The sequence below is a fragment of the Kitasatospora sp. NPDC087314 genome, assembly GCF_044744365.1.
GTDB lineage: Bacteria > Actinomycetota > Actinomycetes > Streptomycetales > Streptomycetaceae > Kitasatospora.
In genome coordinates, this window is the sequence record NZ_JBIUYE010000005.1 from 317,057 (window position 1) to 332,681 (window position 15,625).

Sequence of the window (15,625 nt, forward strand, 5' to 3'; positions counted from 1 at the left end):
CTGCGATCATCCGATGATCGTCGCTCGTGCGGTGGGCGACGCTCGATGGGGGAGTGACCGACATGGCCGAGGTGCCCGCGGACAGCGTTACCGGGGCCGGGCGGCCCGGTAGGTCCGTACGGATCGCCATCGACAAGGAGACGCGGATGGTGGTCCTCGGCGGGGTCCTGGGGGCGATGTTCGCGAGCATGGGGCTGGCGGTGCTGATCGGGCGCTCCCACGGGTACGGCGGCGAGAGCCTCGGTTCCATGGGCCTCATCAGCATCCTCGGCCTGATGCCCTGCGGCGCCGGCCTGCTCTGGGCCCTCCTCCACCCCCGGCGCGGATTCCCCTCCGTCGCCGCCGGAATCCTGATCGGGATTGGTCTGTTCGTGTCCTTCGCCGGGACGGGCCTCAACGACGCCTGGGCTGCGCCGCTGGACCGGCCGTCCAGCATCCGCGCGGTCGGCAGCTGGACGAGCGGGGACGTGGTGGTGCGGGTCCGGCCCGACCAGGTGGTCGCGTACCGCGTCGCCACCGGGCAGGTGGCGTGGCGGTGGACGCCGCCGGGGGAGGACTCCGTCTGCGCCATGAGCCGTGGGGTCGGCCGCGGACTCGGACTGCTCGGTCACTCCGAGCACGACCGGCCGTGCGCGGCGGTGACGGCACTGAACCTCGCGAGCGGCACGGTTGCTTGGACCGCCGCCGTGGACGCGCCCGCCCGGGTGGGTGACACGGCGGCGCCCGACCTGCTCGCCGTCGCCGGGGACGAGGCCGTCCTGCAGGAGCGGACCGGCTGGCGCGCGGTGCACCTCGCGGACGGCGGTGCGGCCTGGCGCGGCGACGCGGACGCCGGCTGCTCGCCGTTGCAGGTGGCGGGCGGTGCGACGGAGGCGGTGACGGTCGCGCAGTGCGGCGACGCCGCGCCGGTGCTGCGGTCGCTGGCCCCGGCGGACGGGCGGGAGCGGACGCGCGTGGCCCTCCCGGTCACGGGCGGGTTGAAGGACCTGGCGGTGGTGTCCACCGAGCCGCTGGCGGTCTGGGTCGACGCGCAGGGCGAGCGCGGGACGCACGCCGTGCTCAGCTTCGACGGGGCAGGGCGGCAGCGGGCGTCGATCCCGGTCGCGGGTGACGAGTACGACCTGGACGTGATGCTGGGCGGCGCCCACGCCTACGACGCCTTCGCGGCCCGACCGCTGTTCGGCGGGGTGGTCGTCGGCGACCTGCTGATCATCCCGGGGGAGAAGCCGGACGACGTCCGGATCAGTGGGGGCAAGAACCCCAGCCGCATCGCCACCGGGCGCCTGGTCGCCTACTCGCTCGCCGACGGCGGAAAGCGGTGGACCTCCGGGTTGGACGACCAGGTGACGGGGCTGCTGGTGGACGGGACGTCGGTGTGGGCGCTGACCCGGGACAAGCTGACCCGGGTCGACGCCGCCACCGGGCGCCAGAGCGCCGAACTGGACGTCAACGACACGGAGTCCGTCCACCCGGTGGACCTGTCGGTCTCCGGGCGGAACCGGTTCACGGTGGTCGCGGAGGACGGCACGCGGGACGAGCCACCGGTTCGGGGCATGGGCTGAGGCCGGTGCCGGGTACGAGCGGAAGCAGGGCCGTTCGGGTGAGGCACAGTCGGTCGGGGCTGTCCGGCTGGGTCTGTCCGACCCCCAGCGGCCCGTATCTCGTCACGCCCGGTGACGGCGGGCGCCGAGACGAGCGCACCGATCCGACCGTGCTGAGCGTTCCGAGCGCCTGTGTCAGGCTGGTGGGGGAGCACCGCCGAGATCGGGAGGCTCGTGATGGCCGAGATCAGGGTGAACGGGGTGTCGCTGCACTACGAGGCCCAAGGGGAGGGGCCGGGCGTCGTCCTGGTGCACGGCTCGTGGACCGACGGCGACAGCTGGGCGCGGGTGATGCCGGGCCTGGCCGAGTTCACCACCGTCGTCGCCTACGACCGGCGGGGCCACAGCCGCAGCGAGGACCTGCTCACCCAGGGTTCGGTGTACGAGGACGCGGCCGACCTGGCCGGGCTGATCGACGCGCTCGGACTGGCACCGGCCTACGTCTGCGGGAACTCGTACGGGTCGTTGATCACGCTGCGACTCGCCTCCGCCCGGCCCGACCTGCTGCGGGGGATCGCCGTGCACGAGCCGCCCGGTGCCGGCGTCCTGCTCGCCGATCCCGGGCTCCGGCCGGTCGCCACCGAGCTCGCCGGCCGGATCACCGCCGTCCGGGAGCTGCTGGAACAGGCGGAGTCGGCCGCGGCGGCGGAGCTGTTCGTGGAGACGGTCGCCTTCGGTCCGGGGGCCTGGGCGCAGCTGCCCGCGCCGGTGCGGCACACCTACGTGCGCAACGCGCCGACCTACCTGGACGAGCTGCGCGACCCGGACGCCCTGGACCTCGACCTGACCGCGCTGGCCGGCTTCACCGAGCCCGCCCTGCTCACACAGAGCGACGACAGCCCGTCGATGTACGGCGAGGTGCTGGACATCATCGACCTCACCCTGCCGAGGGTGGAGCGGCACCTGTACAAGGGCGCCGGTCATGCTCCGCATCTGTCGGAGCCGGAGGAGTGGGTGCGGGTGGTGCTGCCGCGCACCTTGGCGTCGTGAGTCGCGGCGCGAAGCCTGTGGCCGGCCCGTTCCGCTGAAACCCGGGGTTCGAGCGTCGAAGATGAACGGGCCGACGGCACAGGTCAGTTGGGCGCCGCACCCCAGCCGTCGTCCGGGAGACCGCGGTCCGGCTCCGGGCAGTCGGTGTGGTCGTAGCCCCACAGCAGGGCCTTGTTCAACACCCAGTCGTCCAGTGGCGGCGCGTCGCGGTCCTCGCGGTCGGTGAGGACGAACGCCACCCGGATCTCCTCGGCCACCGTCACCTCCAGGGTGCGCTGGTCGGGCAGGTTCTCGTACGTCACCGTCTCCCAGCCGCAGCCGGCGGCGGTCAGCGCGGCGACCAGGGCCGACTCGGTGACGTGCGTGTCCAACGTCCGCAACCCGCCACCGGCCAGCGGGAGTTCGAGTTCGCCGTGCCACACGGGCAGCGAGAGCGACTGGAGCCGGCGGCAGTGGCAGAACACCGTCTGCACGTCGCCCCAGCCGAAGCCGTGCGGCCAGCGGGACGTGCGGTGGATGCGTCCGCCGTCCCAGGGGTCGCCGTAGCGGGCGGCGAGTTCGGGCAGCGAAGCGTTGTAGCGCAGGGCGTCCAGGCCGCCGGTGGTCGCCAGCTCGGTGAGCCGCGCGAGGAAGTCCGTCACCCCAGGCACCCGCGCACCGCGTCGATCAGCCGGGTGGCACGGGCGTCGCCGTGGCCGATCATCCGGTTGGCGACGTAGCCGAAGCCGACGCCGAACTCGTCGTCCCCGAAGGCGAACTGGCCGCCCGCGCCGTCGTTGCCGAAGCTGCGCGCGCCCAGCAGTGGGCGGAAGGCGGGGGAGTCGAGCAGCAGGCCCGAGCCCCAGCGGGCGCCCATGTCGAAGCCCAGGAAGCCCGCGCCGGAGGAGACTTCGCGCACCGCATCGGTGACGGTCTCGTGCGAGAGCAGGCGCTCGCCGCCGTCCAGGCCGGTGGCGGCCGCCGCGTACAGCCCCGCCAGCCCGGTGGCGGAGGCGACCGCGCCCGCGCCGGGCAGCTCGATCGCGTGCAGGGCCGGGTCGTTCCAGCCGTGCGGCACGTCCAGGCCGGGGAAGACCAGGGCGCCGTTCATCGTCACGATCCGGGTCAGCAGGTGCTCCGGGCCGGGCAACGGGCGGCGGCCCTCCGCCTCCACCAGCCGGGCCAGATACGGGAGTTCGCTCTCCGGCAGGCCGATCCAGACCGGCAGGCCGAGCGGCTCGGCGATCTCCTTGCGGAGGAACGCGCCCGGCGTGAGCCCGGTGATCCGGCGGATCACCTCGCCGACCGCGAAGCCGAGGACATGGCCGTGGTACTCGTAGGTCGTGCCGGGCTCCCAGAGCGGCTCCTGCTCCTCGATCGCGCGGACGACGGGCGTCCAGGCGGCGATCTCCTCGAAGGAGAGCACCGCGTCCAGGACCGGGATGCCCGCGCGGTGGCCGAGCACCATCCGGGTGGTGATGTCCTGCTTGCCGTGGCGGGCGAACTCGGGCCAGTAGCGCGCGATCGGCGCGTCGAGGTCGAGCCGGCCCTGCTGGGCGAGCAGGTGGGCGCTGATGCTCACCGGGCCCTTGGCGCAGGAGAAGACCGGGACGACGGTGTCCTGCGTCCAGGCCCGCCCGGTGCGTTCGTCGGCCGTCCCGCCCCACAGTTCGACCACCTTGTGGCCGCCGGCGAACACCGTGACGGCGGCGCCGAGTTCGGGGAACTCGGCGAAGTTGCGGGCGAAGACGTCCGCGACGGCCCCGAACCGCTCGTCGGCCCAACCCTGGTACTGCTGCATGGTGTCCAGCCCCGTTCTCTGGTCCTCGTGGAGCCAGCCCTCGTGGAGTCGCTGCCCCAAGATCGTCGACCGGACCACGGTACGGGGTCGGAGCGCTCGGCACGACCCGGTTTCCCACCCGGGCCGGGGCGGCCCTCGTCGGGCGGGGAGCGGGCGTCGGGCATGATGGTCGCCGAGTGAGGGGGGATCGGAGTGGATCGTGAAGCACTGGACGCGCTGACCGCGCTGTGGTCGCAGCGGTGGCCCGGCGGTCCTCCGGTCGGCCATGAGATCGGCGACGCGCACAGAGATGTGTGGGTGCGCTTCCACAGCCTGCCGGAGTCCAAGCGCTACCCCGACGACGAGGGCGAGTACGTCGTCGTGCTGGAGCGTCACAACACGGTCCTGGGCGAGCTGTTCGCCGGTTCGGACGTCTACGTGATCACGCCGACGTGGACGAGCGGGCCGGACGTCCCCGCCGAGCGCCCGGCCGGCGTGCACTGGCAGACCCGGCTGCAGACGGACGACCCGGATCCGGAGTTCCGCACCTACTGCCACGTCTTCGTCGACCGCCGGACGTGGCGGCCCGGCAGCCTCGACGAGCTGCTGCGCCGCGTCGCCGACGAGGAGGTGGCCGGCGTCATCGTCGCGGACACCGCCATGCGTCGGCTCTACCACCCGTACGACGGCGGCGCCGACGTCTACCTCACCTCCTCCGAGGAGCGGGACCGGCTGCGGGAGCGTCACGCCGACTGGCTGTCCCGGCACCCGCAGGGGTGGTGAGTCCCGGCCGGAAGCCCGGCGGCCGGTAGGTCGGGGGCGGCACCACGGGCCTCCCGTGGTGCCGCCGCCCGGGCGGCGGTCGGCCACCCGCCGTCAGCCGCGGCCGGTGACGTAGAGGGGCTTCATGTCGACGACCGTCGTGGTGACGGTGTGTCCCAGGCCCTCGCGGGCGGCGTTGGTGAGCAGGCCGGGGTCGGCCTCGGCGTGCTCGGCGAACAGGCCGCCGAGGCCGCGGGCGCGGGCGTACTCGGCCTTGGCGCGGACGGAGCGCGGGGTGTCGAGGGAGAGGAAGACGCCGGTGGCCGGGTTGTGGAGGTAGTCGGCGTCGGCGGAGATGTCCGTGTGCAGCTCGAAGCCGTTGCGGCCCTCGCCGTTCTCCAGGTCGAGGTAGTTGCGCAGCACGTCGGCGTAGGTGCTCGTGCCGGGCGCGAAGGAGCCGACCGTCTGGCCCGAAGCGGCGTCGTACGTGCCGCGCAGGGGCGAGCTGCGGGTGAGCCGGCACCGCTTGGCGTTGCGGGTGGTCGTGGCGTAGCCGAGGTGGATGCGGTGGGGGTCCACGCCGGTGCGCTCGATCAGGTGGGTGACGGCGCCGTCGACGCAGTCCGTCTGGCTGCTGCTCGGGTCGCGGCGCAGCGACGTGTGGTGCCCGAGCCCGGTGGACCAGGGGCTGCCGAAGAAGTCGAAGGACATCAGGTCCAGGCGGTCGGCGCCGGCCGAGATGAGGAGCGGGACGTTCATCGCGTCCAGTTGGGCGGCGGAGGCCGGTACCGCGACGGCGATGGTGGCGTTCCGGTCGGCGGCGGACAGCGCGGCCTTGGTCTCGCGGATGAGCTCGGCGTAGTTCCCGGCGTCCTCCGGCCCGTACCCGGCCCCCGGGGCGCCGGCCGAGCCGGGCCAGCGCCAGTCCAGGTGCAGGGTGGAGAACATCGGGAAGGCGCGGGAGATCCGTACGACGGACCGGGCGAAGCGCTGCCGTGAGGCGGGCTCCTGCGCGATGGCGTGGAAGGCCTGGCTCAACTCCCAGCCGCCGACGTGCAGGCCGACCGAGAGGTCCGGGTTGCGCTCCTTGAGGCGGCGCGCGGCGCCCAGCAGGCCCTGGGCCTTCTCCTGGGTGAACAGGCCCCGGTAGTCGTCGGCGGCCCAGCCGTCGAACCCGTAGCCGAGGTAGGCGGCCACCGCGCTCCACGGGTCGATGAAGGTCACCGCGCCGTGGTCGGAGGCGGGGATGCCGAAGTCCTGTGCCGCTTGGGCGGTGGTGGCCGCCAGGCTGCCCTGGTCGCCGACGAGGCCGGCGAGGCCGAGGACGAGCTCGTCGAAGGCGCCGTTCGCGGCCGCCAGCCGGGTGAGGTCCGCGCCCGGTCCGCCGGTGGGGCCTCCGCTGTCGTCGGTCAGGCGGCTGTCGTAGGCCCAGGTGGTGTCCAGGAAGCCGGACACGGTCTGGTCGCCGCTGCGCCGGTAGGTGTTGAAGGCGGGCTTGGCGACCCGGCAGGGGGTGAAGGAGAGCTTCGAGTCCTCCCGCGCCGGGTCGAAGCCGTTCATCTGGTACGTGCGTTCGGCCGCGTCGACGGCGCGGCCGTCGAGGCCGGGGTCGGACGGGTACACCAGCTCGCTCAAGACAGTTCTCCCTGCATCGCGCTAGCGGAAAGTGCCCGGTGTGGCGCCGGGTGTGACCGTGCTTGTGCAGGGTAGTGACCGGACCGGGCGGCGCGGGCGGGTTCGGGTGAACTAGTTGACTGATCGTCAGAGTCGTCTTGCGGGTCGCGCAGATGGGCGTGGTGGGGCTATCCCGGAAGTAGGACGGGCGCAGGTCTTGGTGATCACCGAGTTGAGACGCTCTGTGATCACCGAGGACCTGCGCCTGTGCTGCCGGAGGGGTCGGCCTGCCCGGCGACTCGGCCGCCGGGCTGCCACCGCCCACGCATCACGGACGTGGTCGGCGGTCAGTCCGCGTCGGCTTCTGTCCTCCACGTGGAGCGGAGTTGCGCGCCGACGTCGCCGGCCTGGCGAAGACCCGCTTGGTAGGCCGGCTCCCAGGCTGCCAGGTCGCCCAGGTCCGGGCCGAAAGCGCGCACCGACTCCGGATCGGGGCCGATGGTCACTACGGTGTCCGCCCCCACGGCCGCCAGCTGCTGGTTGAGCGGCTCGCGGGGAAACAGGTGGGCCATCGGCTCGACCACGACCAGCGTGCGGGCGCCGGCCGCGAGATCGGCGTTGGTACCCGACCGCAGCGCACCGTCCATGTACCGCCGGCCGTCGACGGCGACGGGCGGCGCGGCCCCGGGGAAGGCGCTGCTCGCCGCCACCGCGTGCACCAGCGGCACGCCGCTGTCGCGGTCCCACACCACGGGCTCACCGGTGGCCGCGTCCACGGCGGTGATCAGCAGCCGCCGCTGCGGCCACACGTCCGCGCCGATCAGGGCGGCGCGCCCCGCGATCAGCGCCTCATCGGCTTCGGGGCCGGTGCTGTCGAGCGCGAGCCGGCCGACGCGATGCCTGGCCTCGCCGGGTTCCAGGCTGCGGTCGCCGAGTACGGCGAACACCTCGCCCATCCGCGCGGGGTCCGCCTTGAGCCGGTGAGCGGGCTGGCGAGCCGACGTCGCGAGCCGCCCCGGGTCCTGGTCGGTGGCGAGTAGCGCGCCCACGATCGCGCCGGCCGACGTGCCGACGATCAGGTCGGCTTCGCCCAGATCCACGCCGTCGCGGCGCAACCCGTAGGCCAGCCCTGCCGTCCAGGCCGTGCCGACATGACTCCCGGGACCCAGGACGAGTGCTCGGTCGAAGGTGCGCAAGGTGGTCTCCCCTCGTTAGTGAAACAGTCGTACCATATACTCGCTAACGCTGTTTCGGTTACGAGTTGCGAGAGGAGATCCACCGTGGGGCGACCCGCAGATCCCGCCCGTCGCGAGCGCACACTGGCGCGGGCGACCGACTACGTGCTGGCGCACGGATTGGCCGGGCTGAGCCTGCGACCACTGGCCGCGGCCCTGGACACCAGCCCACGGATGCTGCTCTACGACTTCGGCAGCAAACAGGAGTTGGTCGCTGCGGTCCTCGCCGAGGCCCGTCGCCGAGGTGCGGTGCGCCTGGCCGAGCGCCTTCCGGTGGCGACGGGCTCCGTGCAGGAGCGGCTGCGTGGCATCTGGGCGTGGATCAGCGCAGACGAACGTGCGCCGTTCGTCCGGCTGTTCTTCGAGGTGCACGCCGACGGCCTGGTCCACCCCGAGAACTACCCCGACCAGGGCGAGGCGATCACGGACTGGTTCGGCACTCTCGGTGCCACCTTCCGCGACGTCTCCACCGGTCCGGACGACACCGTCACGCCCACGGTGGTCATGGCCGTTGTCCGGGGTCTGCTGTTCGATCTCACAGCCACCGGCGACCGTCATCGCACCGATCGTGCGCTGGACCGCTTCGCTGAACTCCTCAAGCATTGAACGCCCTTCGGAGAACGTCGCCGATACGATCTCTACAGGCAGAGAAGGAGGGCACGGAGGCTCGGAGCCTCGGTCATACTGGTGCGCGCGAGGACTCGGGGAGGCGCGCGACCCATGGGGTTCGGAACGGACGAGGTCAGGCGTATCGGCGGCTATACCGTCGAACGCGAACTGGGCGTCGGCGGGATGGGCACCGTCTACCTGGCACGTTCGCGCGGAGGCCGCGCGGTGGCCGTCAAGGTGGCTCGTCCGGAACTTGCCGCCGATCCGCATTTTCGCGAGCGGTTCCGGGCCGAGGTCGCCGCGGACCGTCGGGTCGGCGGGTTTCACACGGCCCGGTCGTGGATGCCGATCCGGAGGCGGAGGCGCCCTGGCTCGCCACGGCGTACGTGCCGAGACCCACACTGTAGGCATCCGCGTCGACGGGCGGAAGTCGCCGAGAAGGGCGCGCAGCCGGACCGGAAGCGGGTCGGAGCCCATCAGTGCGTACACGCCGGTGGCGGTAGCGGTGGCCTGTTCGATCGCTCCCTGCCAGGGCGGGGGTGCAAGTCGGGCGGTCCGCTCGGCGGCGTGGACAGGCCGGCCATGGAGACCGGCATGCTTGCCTGACGGCCGTCTCCCCTCGTGTCAAGACCGTTGACGCGAGGGGAGACGGCCCCCCTTGGGCCTCGGTCTCAGTGTTGCATCGAGGCGACGTCAATCGAGGCCCCCTGACCGCTCTGCGGCGGTTTCCAGGGGCCTCCGGGCTCCGGGGGCGGCGGGGTCAGGCCGTGTAGCGGGCCGTGCGGTAGCCGCCGGCCGCGGTGCGGTCCACCTCGTCGGCGCCCCAGGTGTGGGGCGCCGTCAGGTTCCAGCGGGAGCGGAGCACCGCGTGCTCCGCGCGGGTCTTGGTCACGTACCACTCGCCCATCCGGCACCACGCCAGCGGCTCGTCGGCCTCCGTGGCCACGGCCCGGACGAGTTGTGACGCGTGCCGGGCGACCTCCGACTCCAAGTACTGGTTCATCCGGTAGGTGGCCTGGTCGCCGTGCTGGAACATGGCGTGGTCGGAGCCGATCTGCGTGTGCAGTCGGCCGTCCTCCAGGGCCACCGAACCGCTGCGCTTCACCTGCTCCTGGGAGTTGCGGGCGATCCCGTCGTTGAGCCGGTTGAGCAGCTTGGCCTTCTCCATGGTGGCCTCCGGGATCTGACCGCCGCCCGTGCCGCCCTGCGCGGAGTACACCTCGTGGAGGTCGTAATCTCCGGTGTAGAGGTACTGTTTCCATTTCTGATCGGTCTTCAGGGCCGCCATCGCCGGCCCGCCGTCCGTCTTCCCCATGTCGAGCGGCACGTACGGCTCACGGTTGGCGCCCTTGTGCACGATGTCGGGGGCGAGCGTGTTGGGTGGGTTGTCGATCCGTACGCCGGCCAGGCCCTGGTCGTTCCAGTGGCCGACGAAGCCGCTCAGGTCGTTGGCCTCCAACCAGGCCAGGATGAGCGCCGGGTCGCCCTGCGCCTGACCGGGGCCGGTGCCGTACTTCCTGACGATGGAGGCGGGCTTGATCGACTTCTCCAGGATGGTGTGCGGCTTGGCCTTGGCACCTTCCGCGATGCGCCGGATCGAGTACTCCCCGGTCTCCCGGATCGCGATGGTGTACTTGTGCTTCTTGCACACCGCCGAGATGGCGGCCCAGTGGTTCTCCCACACGACGGTCCGGAGGTCGGCCGCGCGTCGGTCCGGGGTGACGGACTGCCCGTCGAACGCGCCGGCCGCGCAGACGGTCAGCACGTTGTTCTTGTCCAGCTGTCGTTGCACCGGTCGGGAGCCGGCCTGACCGTCCGCCACCCGCTGTATCCCCGGGTCCGCCTGGCGGCGGTCCGCGATCATGCGCGTCGTCGCCGCGTTGCCGACCGTGCGCTGCAGGGCCGTGACGGCCTCCGGGGACATGGCCCCGGCGTCCGGACGCACCCCGCTGCCGGACCGGCGGGCCGGGCCCGCGTCGCGCTGGGAGTGCCCGGGCTTCTCCTGCTGTTTCCTCGCTTGCATGCTGAAACCTCCTCGGCCCCTTCGCCCCCTTTATATAAGGGAGTTGCCCGGAGGTGGAGGGCAGTTCCGGCCTTGCTCGCTCTACGAACGTTCCTCGGGTGAGCGGTAGTTCGGCCGGATGCAGGAGCAACTCCGGGGCGAGGTCGTCGCGTTCAGCCGTACGGGACGACGGCGACCGGGCAGTGGACGTGGTGGATCGCGGCGTGGGCGATCGGCCGGAACAGCGCCTCCCTGTGCTCGGTTAGGAACGCGAACACGCTCCCCACCGGGATCAACTCCCGGCAGGTCTCCCACACATCCAGCCCGACCAGGTCCCCAGCCCATTCCCCCCGCACACCAGCAGTCTGGCCCCATACCCGACCGCGTGAGGCCAGAACCGGGGCGAAAATCTGGCGGCATACGCACCTGTCGGCATGTCAGACTCCCGTCCATGTCGATCCGATACCCGAGCCCCCTGCGCCCCGGTGACCGCGTCGCTGTCACCTCGCCCTCCAGCGGCGTCGCCCCGGACATGCAGGAGCGGCTCAAAGTGGCGATTCGTGCGGTGGAGGCGCGTGGCTACGAGGTGGTGGTCGGCGCGTGCATGGACGGCTCCGGACACCTCAGTGCCCCCGCGGCGGAGCGCGCGGCCGAGCTGACCGCGATGCTGACCGACCCGGCGATCAAGGCCGTGGTGCCGCCGTGGGGCGGAGAGACCGCCATCGACCTGCTGCCGCTGCTCGACTGGGCCGGGCTGTGCGAGGCCGAACCGACGTGGCTGGTGGGCTTCTCCGACATGTCGACCGTCCTCACCCCGCTGACCCTGCTGACGGGCTGGGCCACCGTGCACGGCAACAACCTGATGGACACCCCGTACCGGGTGCCCGAAGGCCTGCTCTCCTGGCTCGACCTGGTCACTCTGCCGACTGGCAGCCGGGTCGCCCAGACCTCGCCGGGCCGGTACCGGGCAAGCGGCTGGGCTGACTACCGGACGTCCCCGGAAGTGGACGACTACCCGTTGGACGGGATTGGCGGCTGGACCAGGCTGGACGACGACGGTGACGTCGAGGTCGAGGGCCGCCTCATCGGCGGCTGCATCGAGACGCTGTGCAATGTCGCGGGCACCCCGTACGGCGACGTCTCGGCCTTCGCCCGCGCTGAGGCTCCCGAGGGTCTGCTGGTCTACGTCGAGGCAGCGGGCGACGACGCATTCACCATCTGCCGCAACCTGCACGGCATGCGGCTGGCCGGCTTCTTCGACGCTGCGAACGCCGTCCTGGTCGGCCGCACCTCCGCCCGGGACACCAGCTCGCTCACCCAGCAGCAGGCCGTGCTCGACGCTCTCGGTCCGCTGGGCGTCCCGATCATCGCCGACGTCGAGTGCGGGCACGTGCCGCCGTACCTGCCTCTGGTGAACGGTGCACGAGCCCGCGTCATGCACAGCACGCAGTGTCAGGAGCTGATCCAGATCCTGGACTGACCCGGCAGGCCGGGCACTCCGAAGAAGACCTAATGGTGGAGGGGGACTGATGAAGATCTCGGTTTTGGCCCCACTGCTTGCACGTCGGGCCGGAACCCAAGATCTTCATCGCCCTTCTAGGCGGTGAAGCGGGGGTCGCGGGCTTCGATGGCCTGGACGAAGGCGGTCCATTCGGCCTGGTCGAAGGCGAGGTGGGGGCGGCCGGGGTTCTTGTCGTCGCCGAGCCAGACGTCGCCGTTGGGGAAGCGGGCGACAACTACGCAGTTGCCGTTACCTTCCCCGGAGAAGGGCGACTTGACCCACTCGGCGTCGGCGGAGTTGTGGTCGTAGGGGTCGTGCTTCTTGCTCACGTCAGCTCTTCCAACTTTTGTTCAAGTGCGGTGATGGTGTCCTCGGGTGACAACGCGAATCGCTTGACGCGAGCGAAGACCCTCTCGGCACGCCGTACGTCGCGGCCCCGTCTGCGTGGGAGCATACCGCCGACGGCTTCGATGAATACGAAGCCATTTTCGAGGTCGTCGGGAAACCGCATGAGCGTGAGTCCGGAGGTGAGGACTCCAGGGCGTCCGGCACTCAGCGGCACCATCTGCAAGGTGACGTTCGGGTACTGCGCCACCTTGATCGCATGCCGGATCTGCTCGGTGAGTACCTGCTGATCGCCGGCGACCAGCAACGCGACCTCACCGAAGAATGCCTCGAAGGTGAGTAGAGGGTCTCTGGTCAGCCGGCGCTGGCGGAGAATGCGGACCTCGGCGCCCGCATCGACCTCCTCCTCGTTGGGTGCGTCGGTTCCGGCGGCGATCATCTCTTTGGCATAGGCCTCGGTCTGGACGAGGCCGGGGAAGCCCGAGAAGAAGTAGTCCACCATGTGCGAAGCGTCGGCTTCGAGCGCGAGGTACTCCGCGAATGCGGGCGTGATGGCGTCGGCGTAGTCGAGACTGCGCCACCACTGCTTCGGAGGGCCACCCCCGAGCAGGTTCTCGTAGTACTCACGGTCGGCGCCGGTGACTCCGTAGCAGTCCAGAAGGGTCGCCAGATCGGCGGCTCCGACAGGCTGCTCGGCGCGCTCCATCTTGCTCAGACGAGCAGCGCTCCACCCTGTCAGCCCCTTCGTGACCTCGACCAGCTTCTTGTTCTGATCCACTCGCAGCGCGCGAAGCTCGTCGCCGAGTCTGATCTGCCGGATGGCGGAGAGGTCAGTGCTCAAGTGGGTTCCCTCCCTACGGATGTTGATTGTCAGTCTGGCTGCTGCGGACGCCCGGACTCAAGCCATTTCAAGATCCACCGATTTTCTAAGGCGTTCAGGTTGCCTTTTCGAATTCCGAGGCTCCACACTCAACGTGACCGCACGAACACGCCACTGAAGGTGTGGGGTGACTCATGTCCACCTTGCGTAACCCGGTCTTCCGAACCTGGGAGACCGCCCTCACCGAGCACGCGACCTCGGTCCGTACCGCCCGCCGCCTGGTCCGTGACCGGCTCACCTCCTGGGGCTGGGACGGTGACCCGGTCGACGACCTCGTCCTCATCGCCTCCGAGTTCGTGACCAACGCCGTCGTCCACGCCTGTCGCGGCCACGGCGAAGTCCGGCTCTACCTCCAGGAGTTCGACGGCGCATGCCGCCTCGAAGTCTGGGACCCCCGCAGCGACCTCCCGCTTCGCGAGCCGCGTCCGCGCCGCTTCGACGAAGGCGGCCGGGGGATCGAACTCGCCCGCCGGCTCGCCGTCGACTTCGGGGTGATCACGCGGTGCGGGGAGGGCAAGCGCGTCTGGGCGCGCGTCCTGCGTGCTGCGAACAGCAACGTTCCCTCGCCCGAAAGTTGAGCACCATCAAGCTCGCCACCACGGCTGCGATCACCGTCGCCAGTCTCGCCCTCGCCTGCTTCGCCTCGGACCTCGTCCCGCCGCGTGAGCCGGCCACCGCCGATGTCGTCTGGTGGACCACCCTGGCCGCCGCCCTGATGACCGGCATCAACCGTCACAACGACGTCGACGACGACGATTGACCCGAGGAGTCCGACCCGTGACCACCATGCATCCCGCCGCCATCGCCTTCCGCGACCCGGAGGCCCTCCGTGCCCGCTGCGACATCGGCGGCGTCCGCAGCCTCCACGACGTGCCCGGCTACGAGAACGGCGCCGTCGTCCCCGCCGGCGACTGGTCCCCGCTCCCCGGGGACCACCCCGAGCGCTTCGCGCCGGGTGTCTTCACCAAGGACAGCGGCCTGGTCGAGTTCTTCCGCCTTCCCGAGACCGTCACCGACGTCCACGCCCTCGCCGCGCTGGTCGGCTTCCTCGGTGACCCGCTGCTCGTCGCCCTCGGCGAGACCGACGACCCGCCCGGCGAGCCGGTCACCCACCGGCTGTCCGAGAGCGGCCTGCGCCCCGGCCTGCACGTCGACGACCACCAGAACCTGCCCTACCCGGACCGCGACACCGCCCGCCGACGCCTCTGCGTCAACCTCGGCCCCGGTAGTCGCCACCTCCTGCTCGCGGACACCGACATCAAGTCCATCTGCCGTACGGTCCACGACCGTTACGAGACCCACCACCCCCACACCGGCGACCTGCGAATGTTCCTCGCCCTGCGCAGGCCGCTCAAGCTGCTGCGCGTCCGCATCGACCCGGGGGAGGGCTGGCTCGCCCCGACCGCCGTGCTGCCGTACGACGAGTCCACGGACGGCCAGGAGCTGCCGTCGCTCACCGCCTCCTGGCTCGTCCACTGGGAGCGCGACCTCTTCGCCCCGCTCATCTGACCGCGCCCTGCTCACTCTCCGTACAGGCCATCCCGGAGGGGGCGGGCGTACCCGGTGCCGTTGCGCAACTTGGAGCGTGACCAGCCCATGGGGCGCGTACGGATCGCTGCGCGCCCCGGTTCGCGCTGCGCCAGACCGCTCCCGCCGACGGGCTTCGCCGGCGCAGCGCACTGGATCGGTCACGCTAAGCCCCGGGCGCCGCGCGGCGGTTCCCGTGCGAACGTGCGGGTCGGCGCGGGGCGGCGCAGGCTGGAAGGGGTTTGATGGCCCGGCCGGGCCGGGCTGGGCCGCCGGTTCGGGAAGTGAGGCTTCCGATGAGCAGGCTGGAAGAACAGATCGAGATCGACGCCCCTGCTGAGCAGGTCTGGGCACAGCTGCACCGGATCGACGAGTATCCACAGTTCGTCGACGGTGTGCGCAGCGCTTTCGCCGAGGGCGACAGCCGGGCGCACTTCGACGTGGGCGCCGGCGGTGAACCACGCGGCTTCGACACCGAGCTCACCGACCGGGGCGGTGAGCAGGTGCTGGCGTGGAAGACGCTCGGCGGCAGCCCGGAGCTGAAGGGCGCCTTCGCCGTGCTGGAGGTGGACGACGGGCACTGCGCGCTGCAGGCGCGCCTGGAGTACGACGGGGCCGAGCTGCGGGAGGCGTTCGGCGGGCCGAAGGGGTTCGCCCAGGTGCGGGCCGTCGAACAGGCGGTGCGAACGGATCTGGAGCACTTCAAGGAGCTGATGGAGAACAGGTAGGGCCGCACGACCGGGAGGGCGGAGTGAAAGTCGGCGCGGCCGACTTTCACTCCGAGGCTTTCGCCCCGCGGC

General features: G+C 71.5%; 16 protein-coding genes and 1 pseudogene. 10 read left to right on the forward strand and 7 right to left on the reverse strand.

What is annotated here, in order from left to right; genetic code table 11:
- Positions 1 to 62 precede the first annotated feature (62 nt).
- Positions 63 to 1,562: a PQQ-binding-like beta-propeller repeat protein gene (locus ACIO5E_RS13485; protein WP_400666860.1), complete on the forward strand. Its 1,500-nt coding sequence runs from the start codon at positions 63 to 65 to the stop codon at positions 1,560 to 1,562.
- 216 nt (positions 1,563 to 1,778) lie between these two features.
- Positions 1,779 to 2,591, forward strand: a complete 813-nt coding sequence (locus ACIO5E_RS13490) for an alpha/beta fold hydrolase (protein ID WP_400666862.1) — start codon at positions 1,779 to 1,781, stop codon at positions 2,589 to 2,591.
- A gap of 83 nt (positions 2,592 to 2,674) precedes the next feature.
- On the opposite strand, the gene ACIO5E_RS13495 is transcribed toward ACIO5E_RS13490, so the two are convergent.
- Positions 2,675 to 3,232 (reverse strand): hypothetical protein, encoded by a 558-nt coding sequence (locus ACIO5E_RS13495; RefSeq protein ID WP_400666864.1) that lies wholly within the window; start codon positions 3,230 to 3,232, stop codon positions 2,675 to 2,677.
- Positions 3,229 to 4,371 carry a serine hydrolase domain-containing protein gene (locus ACIO5E_RS13500; protein WP_400667085.1) on the reverse strand — a complete coding sequence of 381 codons (1,143 nt, stop codon included), beginning with the start codon at positions 4,369 to 4,371 and terminating at the stop codon, positions 3,229 to 3,231. Before ACIO5E_RS13500 ends, ACIO5E_RS13495 begins: the two co-directional genes overlap by 4 nt.
- A 192-nt stretch (positions 4,372 to 4,563) precedes the next feature.
- Between ACIO5E_RS13500 and ACIO5E_RS13505 the strand changes: the two genes are divergently transcribed.
- Entirely contained in the window at positions 4,564 to 5,133 is a 570-nt protein-coding gene (locus ACIO5E_RS13505; RefSeq protein ID WP_400666866.1) for a hypothetical protein, read from the forward strand.
- A gap of 93 nt (positions 5,134 to 5,226) precedes the next feature.
- Here ACIO5E_RS13505 and ACIO5E_RS13510 read toward each other — a convergent pair whose 3' ends face one another.
- Together ACIO5E_RS13510 and ACIO5E_RS13515 are read right to left on the reverse strand one after the other, a co-directional pair.
- Positions 5,227 to 6,747, reverse strand: coding sequence for a glycosyl hydrolase family 18 protein (locus ACIO5E_RS13510; RefSeq protein WP_400666868.1), 1,521 nt, complete (start codon positions 6,745 to 6,747; stop codon positions 5,227 to 5,229).
- 326 nt (positions 6,748 to 7,073) lie between these two features.
- Positions 7,074 to 7,922 (reverse strand): patatin-like phospholipase family protein, encoded by an 849-nt coding sequence (locus tag ACIO5E_RS13515; RefSeq protein ID WP_400666869.1) that lies wholly within the window; start codon positions 7,920 to 7,922, stop codon positions 7,074 to 7,076.
- 84 nt (positions 7,923 to 8,006) lie between these two features.
- Here ACIO5E_RS13515 and ACIO5E_RS13520 point away from each other — a divergent pair, with 84 nt between their 5' ends.
- Positions 8,007 to 8,567, forward strand: coding sequence for a TetR family transcriptional regulator (locus ACIO5E_RS13520; RefSeq protein WP_400666870.1), 561 nt, complete (start codon positions 8,007 to 8,009; stop codon positions 8,565 to 8,567).
- Between the two features lie 114 nt (positions 8,568 to 8,681).
- Positions 8,682 to 8,974 (forward strand): annotated as a pseudogene (locus tag ACIO5E_RS13525) (serine/threonine protein kinase); the annotation flags it as partial.
- A 356-nt stretch (positions 8,975 to 9,330) separates the two neighbouring features.
- Here ACIO5E_RS13525 and ACIO5E_RS13530 read toward each other — a convergent pair.
- The gene (locus ACIO5E_RS13530; RefSeq protein ID WP_400666872.1) at positions 9,331 to 10,593 is read right to left on the reverse strand and encodes a hypothetical protein; all 1,263 of its coding nucleotides are present in this window, start codon (positions 10,591 to 10,593) and stop codon (positions 9,331 to 9,333) included.
- Positions 10,594 to 11,023: 430 nt separating this feature from the next.
- On the opposite strand from ACIO5E_RS13530, the gene ACIO5E_RS13535 reads away from it, so the two are divergent.
- Positions 11,024 to 12,052 (forward strand): S66 peptidase family protein, encoded by a 1,029-nt coding sequence (locus ACIO5E_RS13535; RefSeq protein ID WP_400666873.1) that lies wholly within the window; start codon positions 11,024 to 11,026, stop codon positions 12,050 to 12,052.
- Between the two features lie 116 nt (positions 12,053 to 12,168).
- Here ACIO5E_RS13535 and ACIO5E_RS13540 read toward each other — a convergent pair whose 3' ends face one another.
- Entirely contained in the window at positions 12,169 to 12,402 is a 234-nt protein-coding gene (locus ACIO5E_RS13540; RefSeq protein ID WP_400666874.1) for a DUF397 domain-containing protein, read from the reverse strand.
- The gene (locus ACIO5E_RS13545) at positions 12,399 to 13,259 is read right to left on the reverse strand and encodes a helix-turn-helix domain-containing protein (RefSeq protein ID WP_400666875.1); all 861 of its coding nucleotides are present in this window, start codon (positions 13,257 to 13,259) and stop codon (positions 12,399 to 12,401) included. Before ACIO5E_RS13545 ends, ACIO5E_RS13540 begins: the two co-directional genes overlap by 4 nt.
- A gap of 173 nt (positions 13,260 to 13,432) precedes the next feature.
- On the opposite strand from ACIO5E_RS13545, the gene ACIO5E_RS13550 reads away from it, so the two are divergent.
- The 4 genes from ACIO5E_RS13550 to ACIO5E_RS13565 all read left to right on the forward strand — a co-directional run bounded on the left by ACIO5E_RS13550 (position 13,433) and on the right by ACIO5E_RS13565 (position 15,553).
- Positions 13,433 to 13,876 (forward strand): ATP-binding protein, encoded by a 444-nt coding sequence (locus ACIO5E_RS13550; RefSeq protein WP_400666877.1) that lies wholly within the window; start codon positions 13,433 to 13,435, stop codon positions 13,874 to 13,876.
- Positions 13,873 to 14,058 (forward strand): hypothetical protein, encoded by a 186-nt coding sequence (locus ACIO5E_RS13555; protein ID WP_400666879.1) that lies wholly within the window; start codon positions 13,873 to 13,875, stop codon positions 14,056 to 14,058. Before ACIO5E_RS13550 ends, ACIO5E_RS13555 begins: the two co-directional genes overlap by 4 nt.
- Positions 14,059 to 14,075: 17 nt before the next feature.
- Positions 14,076 to 14,807 (forward strand): hypothetical protein, encoded by a 732-nt coding sequence (locus ACIO5E_RS13560; RefSeq protein WP_400666881.1) that lies wholly within the window; start codon positions 14,076 to 14,078, stop codon positions 14,805 to 14,807.
- A gap of 314 nt (positions 14,808 to 15,121) precedes the next feature.
- Positions 15,122 to 15,553, forward strand: coding sequence for an SRPBCC family protein (locus ACIO5E_RS13565; RefSeq protein WP_400666883.1), 432 nt, complete (start codon positions 15,122 to 15,124; stop codon positions 15,551 to 15,553).
- The last annotated feature ends 72 nt before the right edge of the window (positions 15,554 to 15,625 follow it).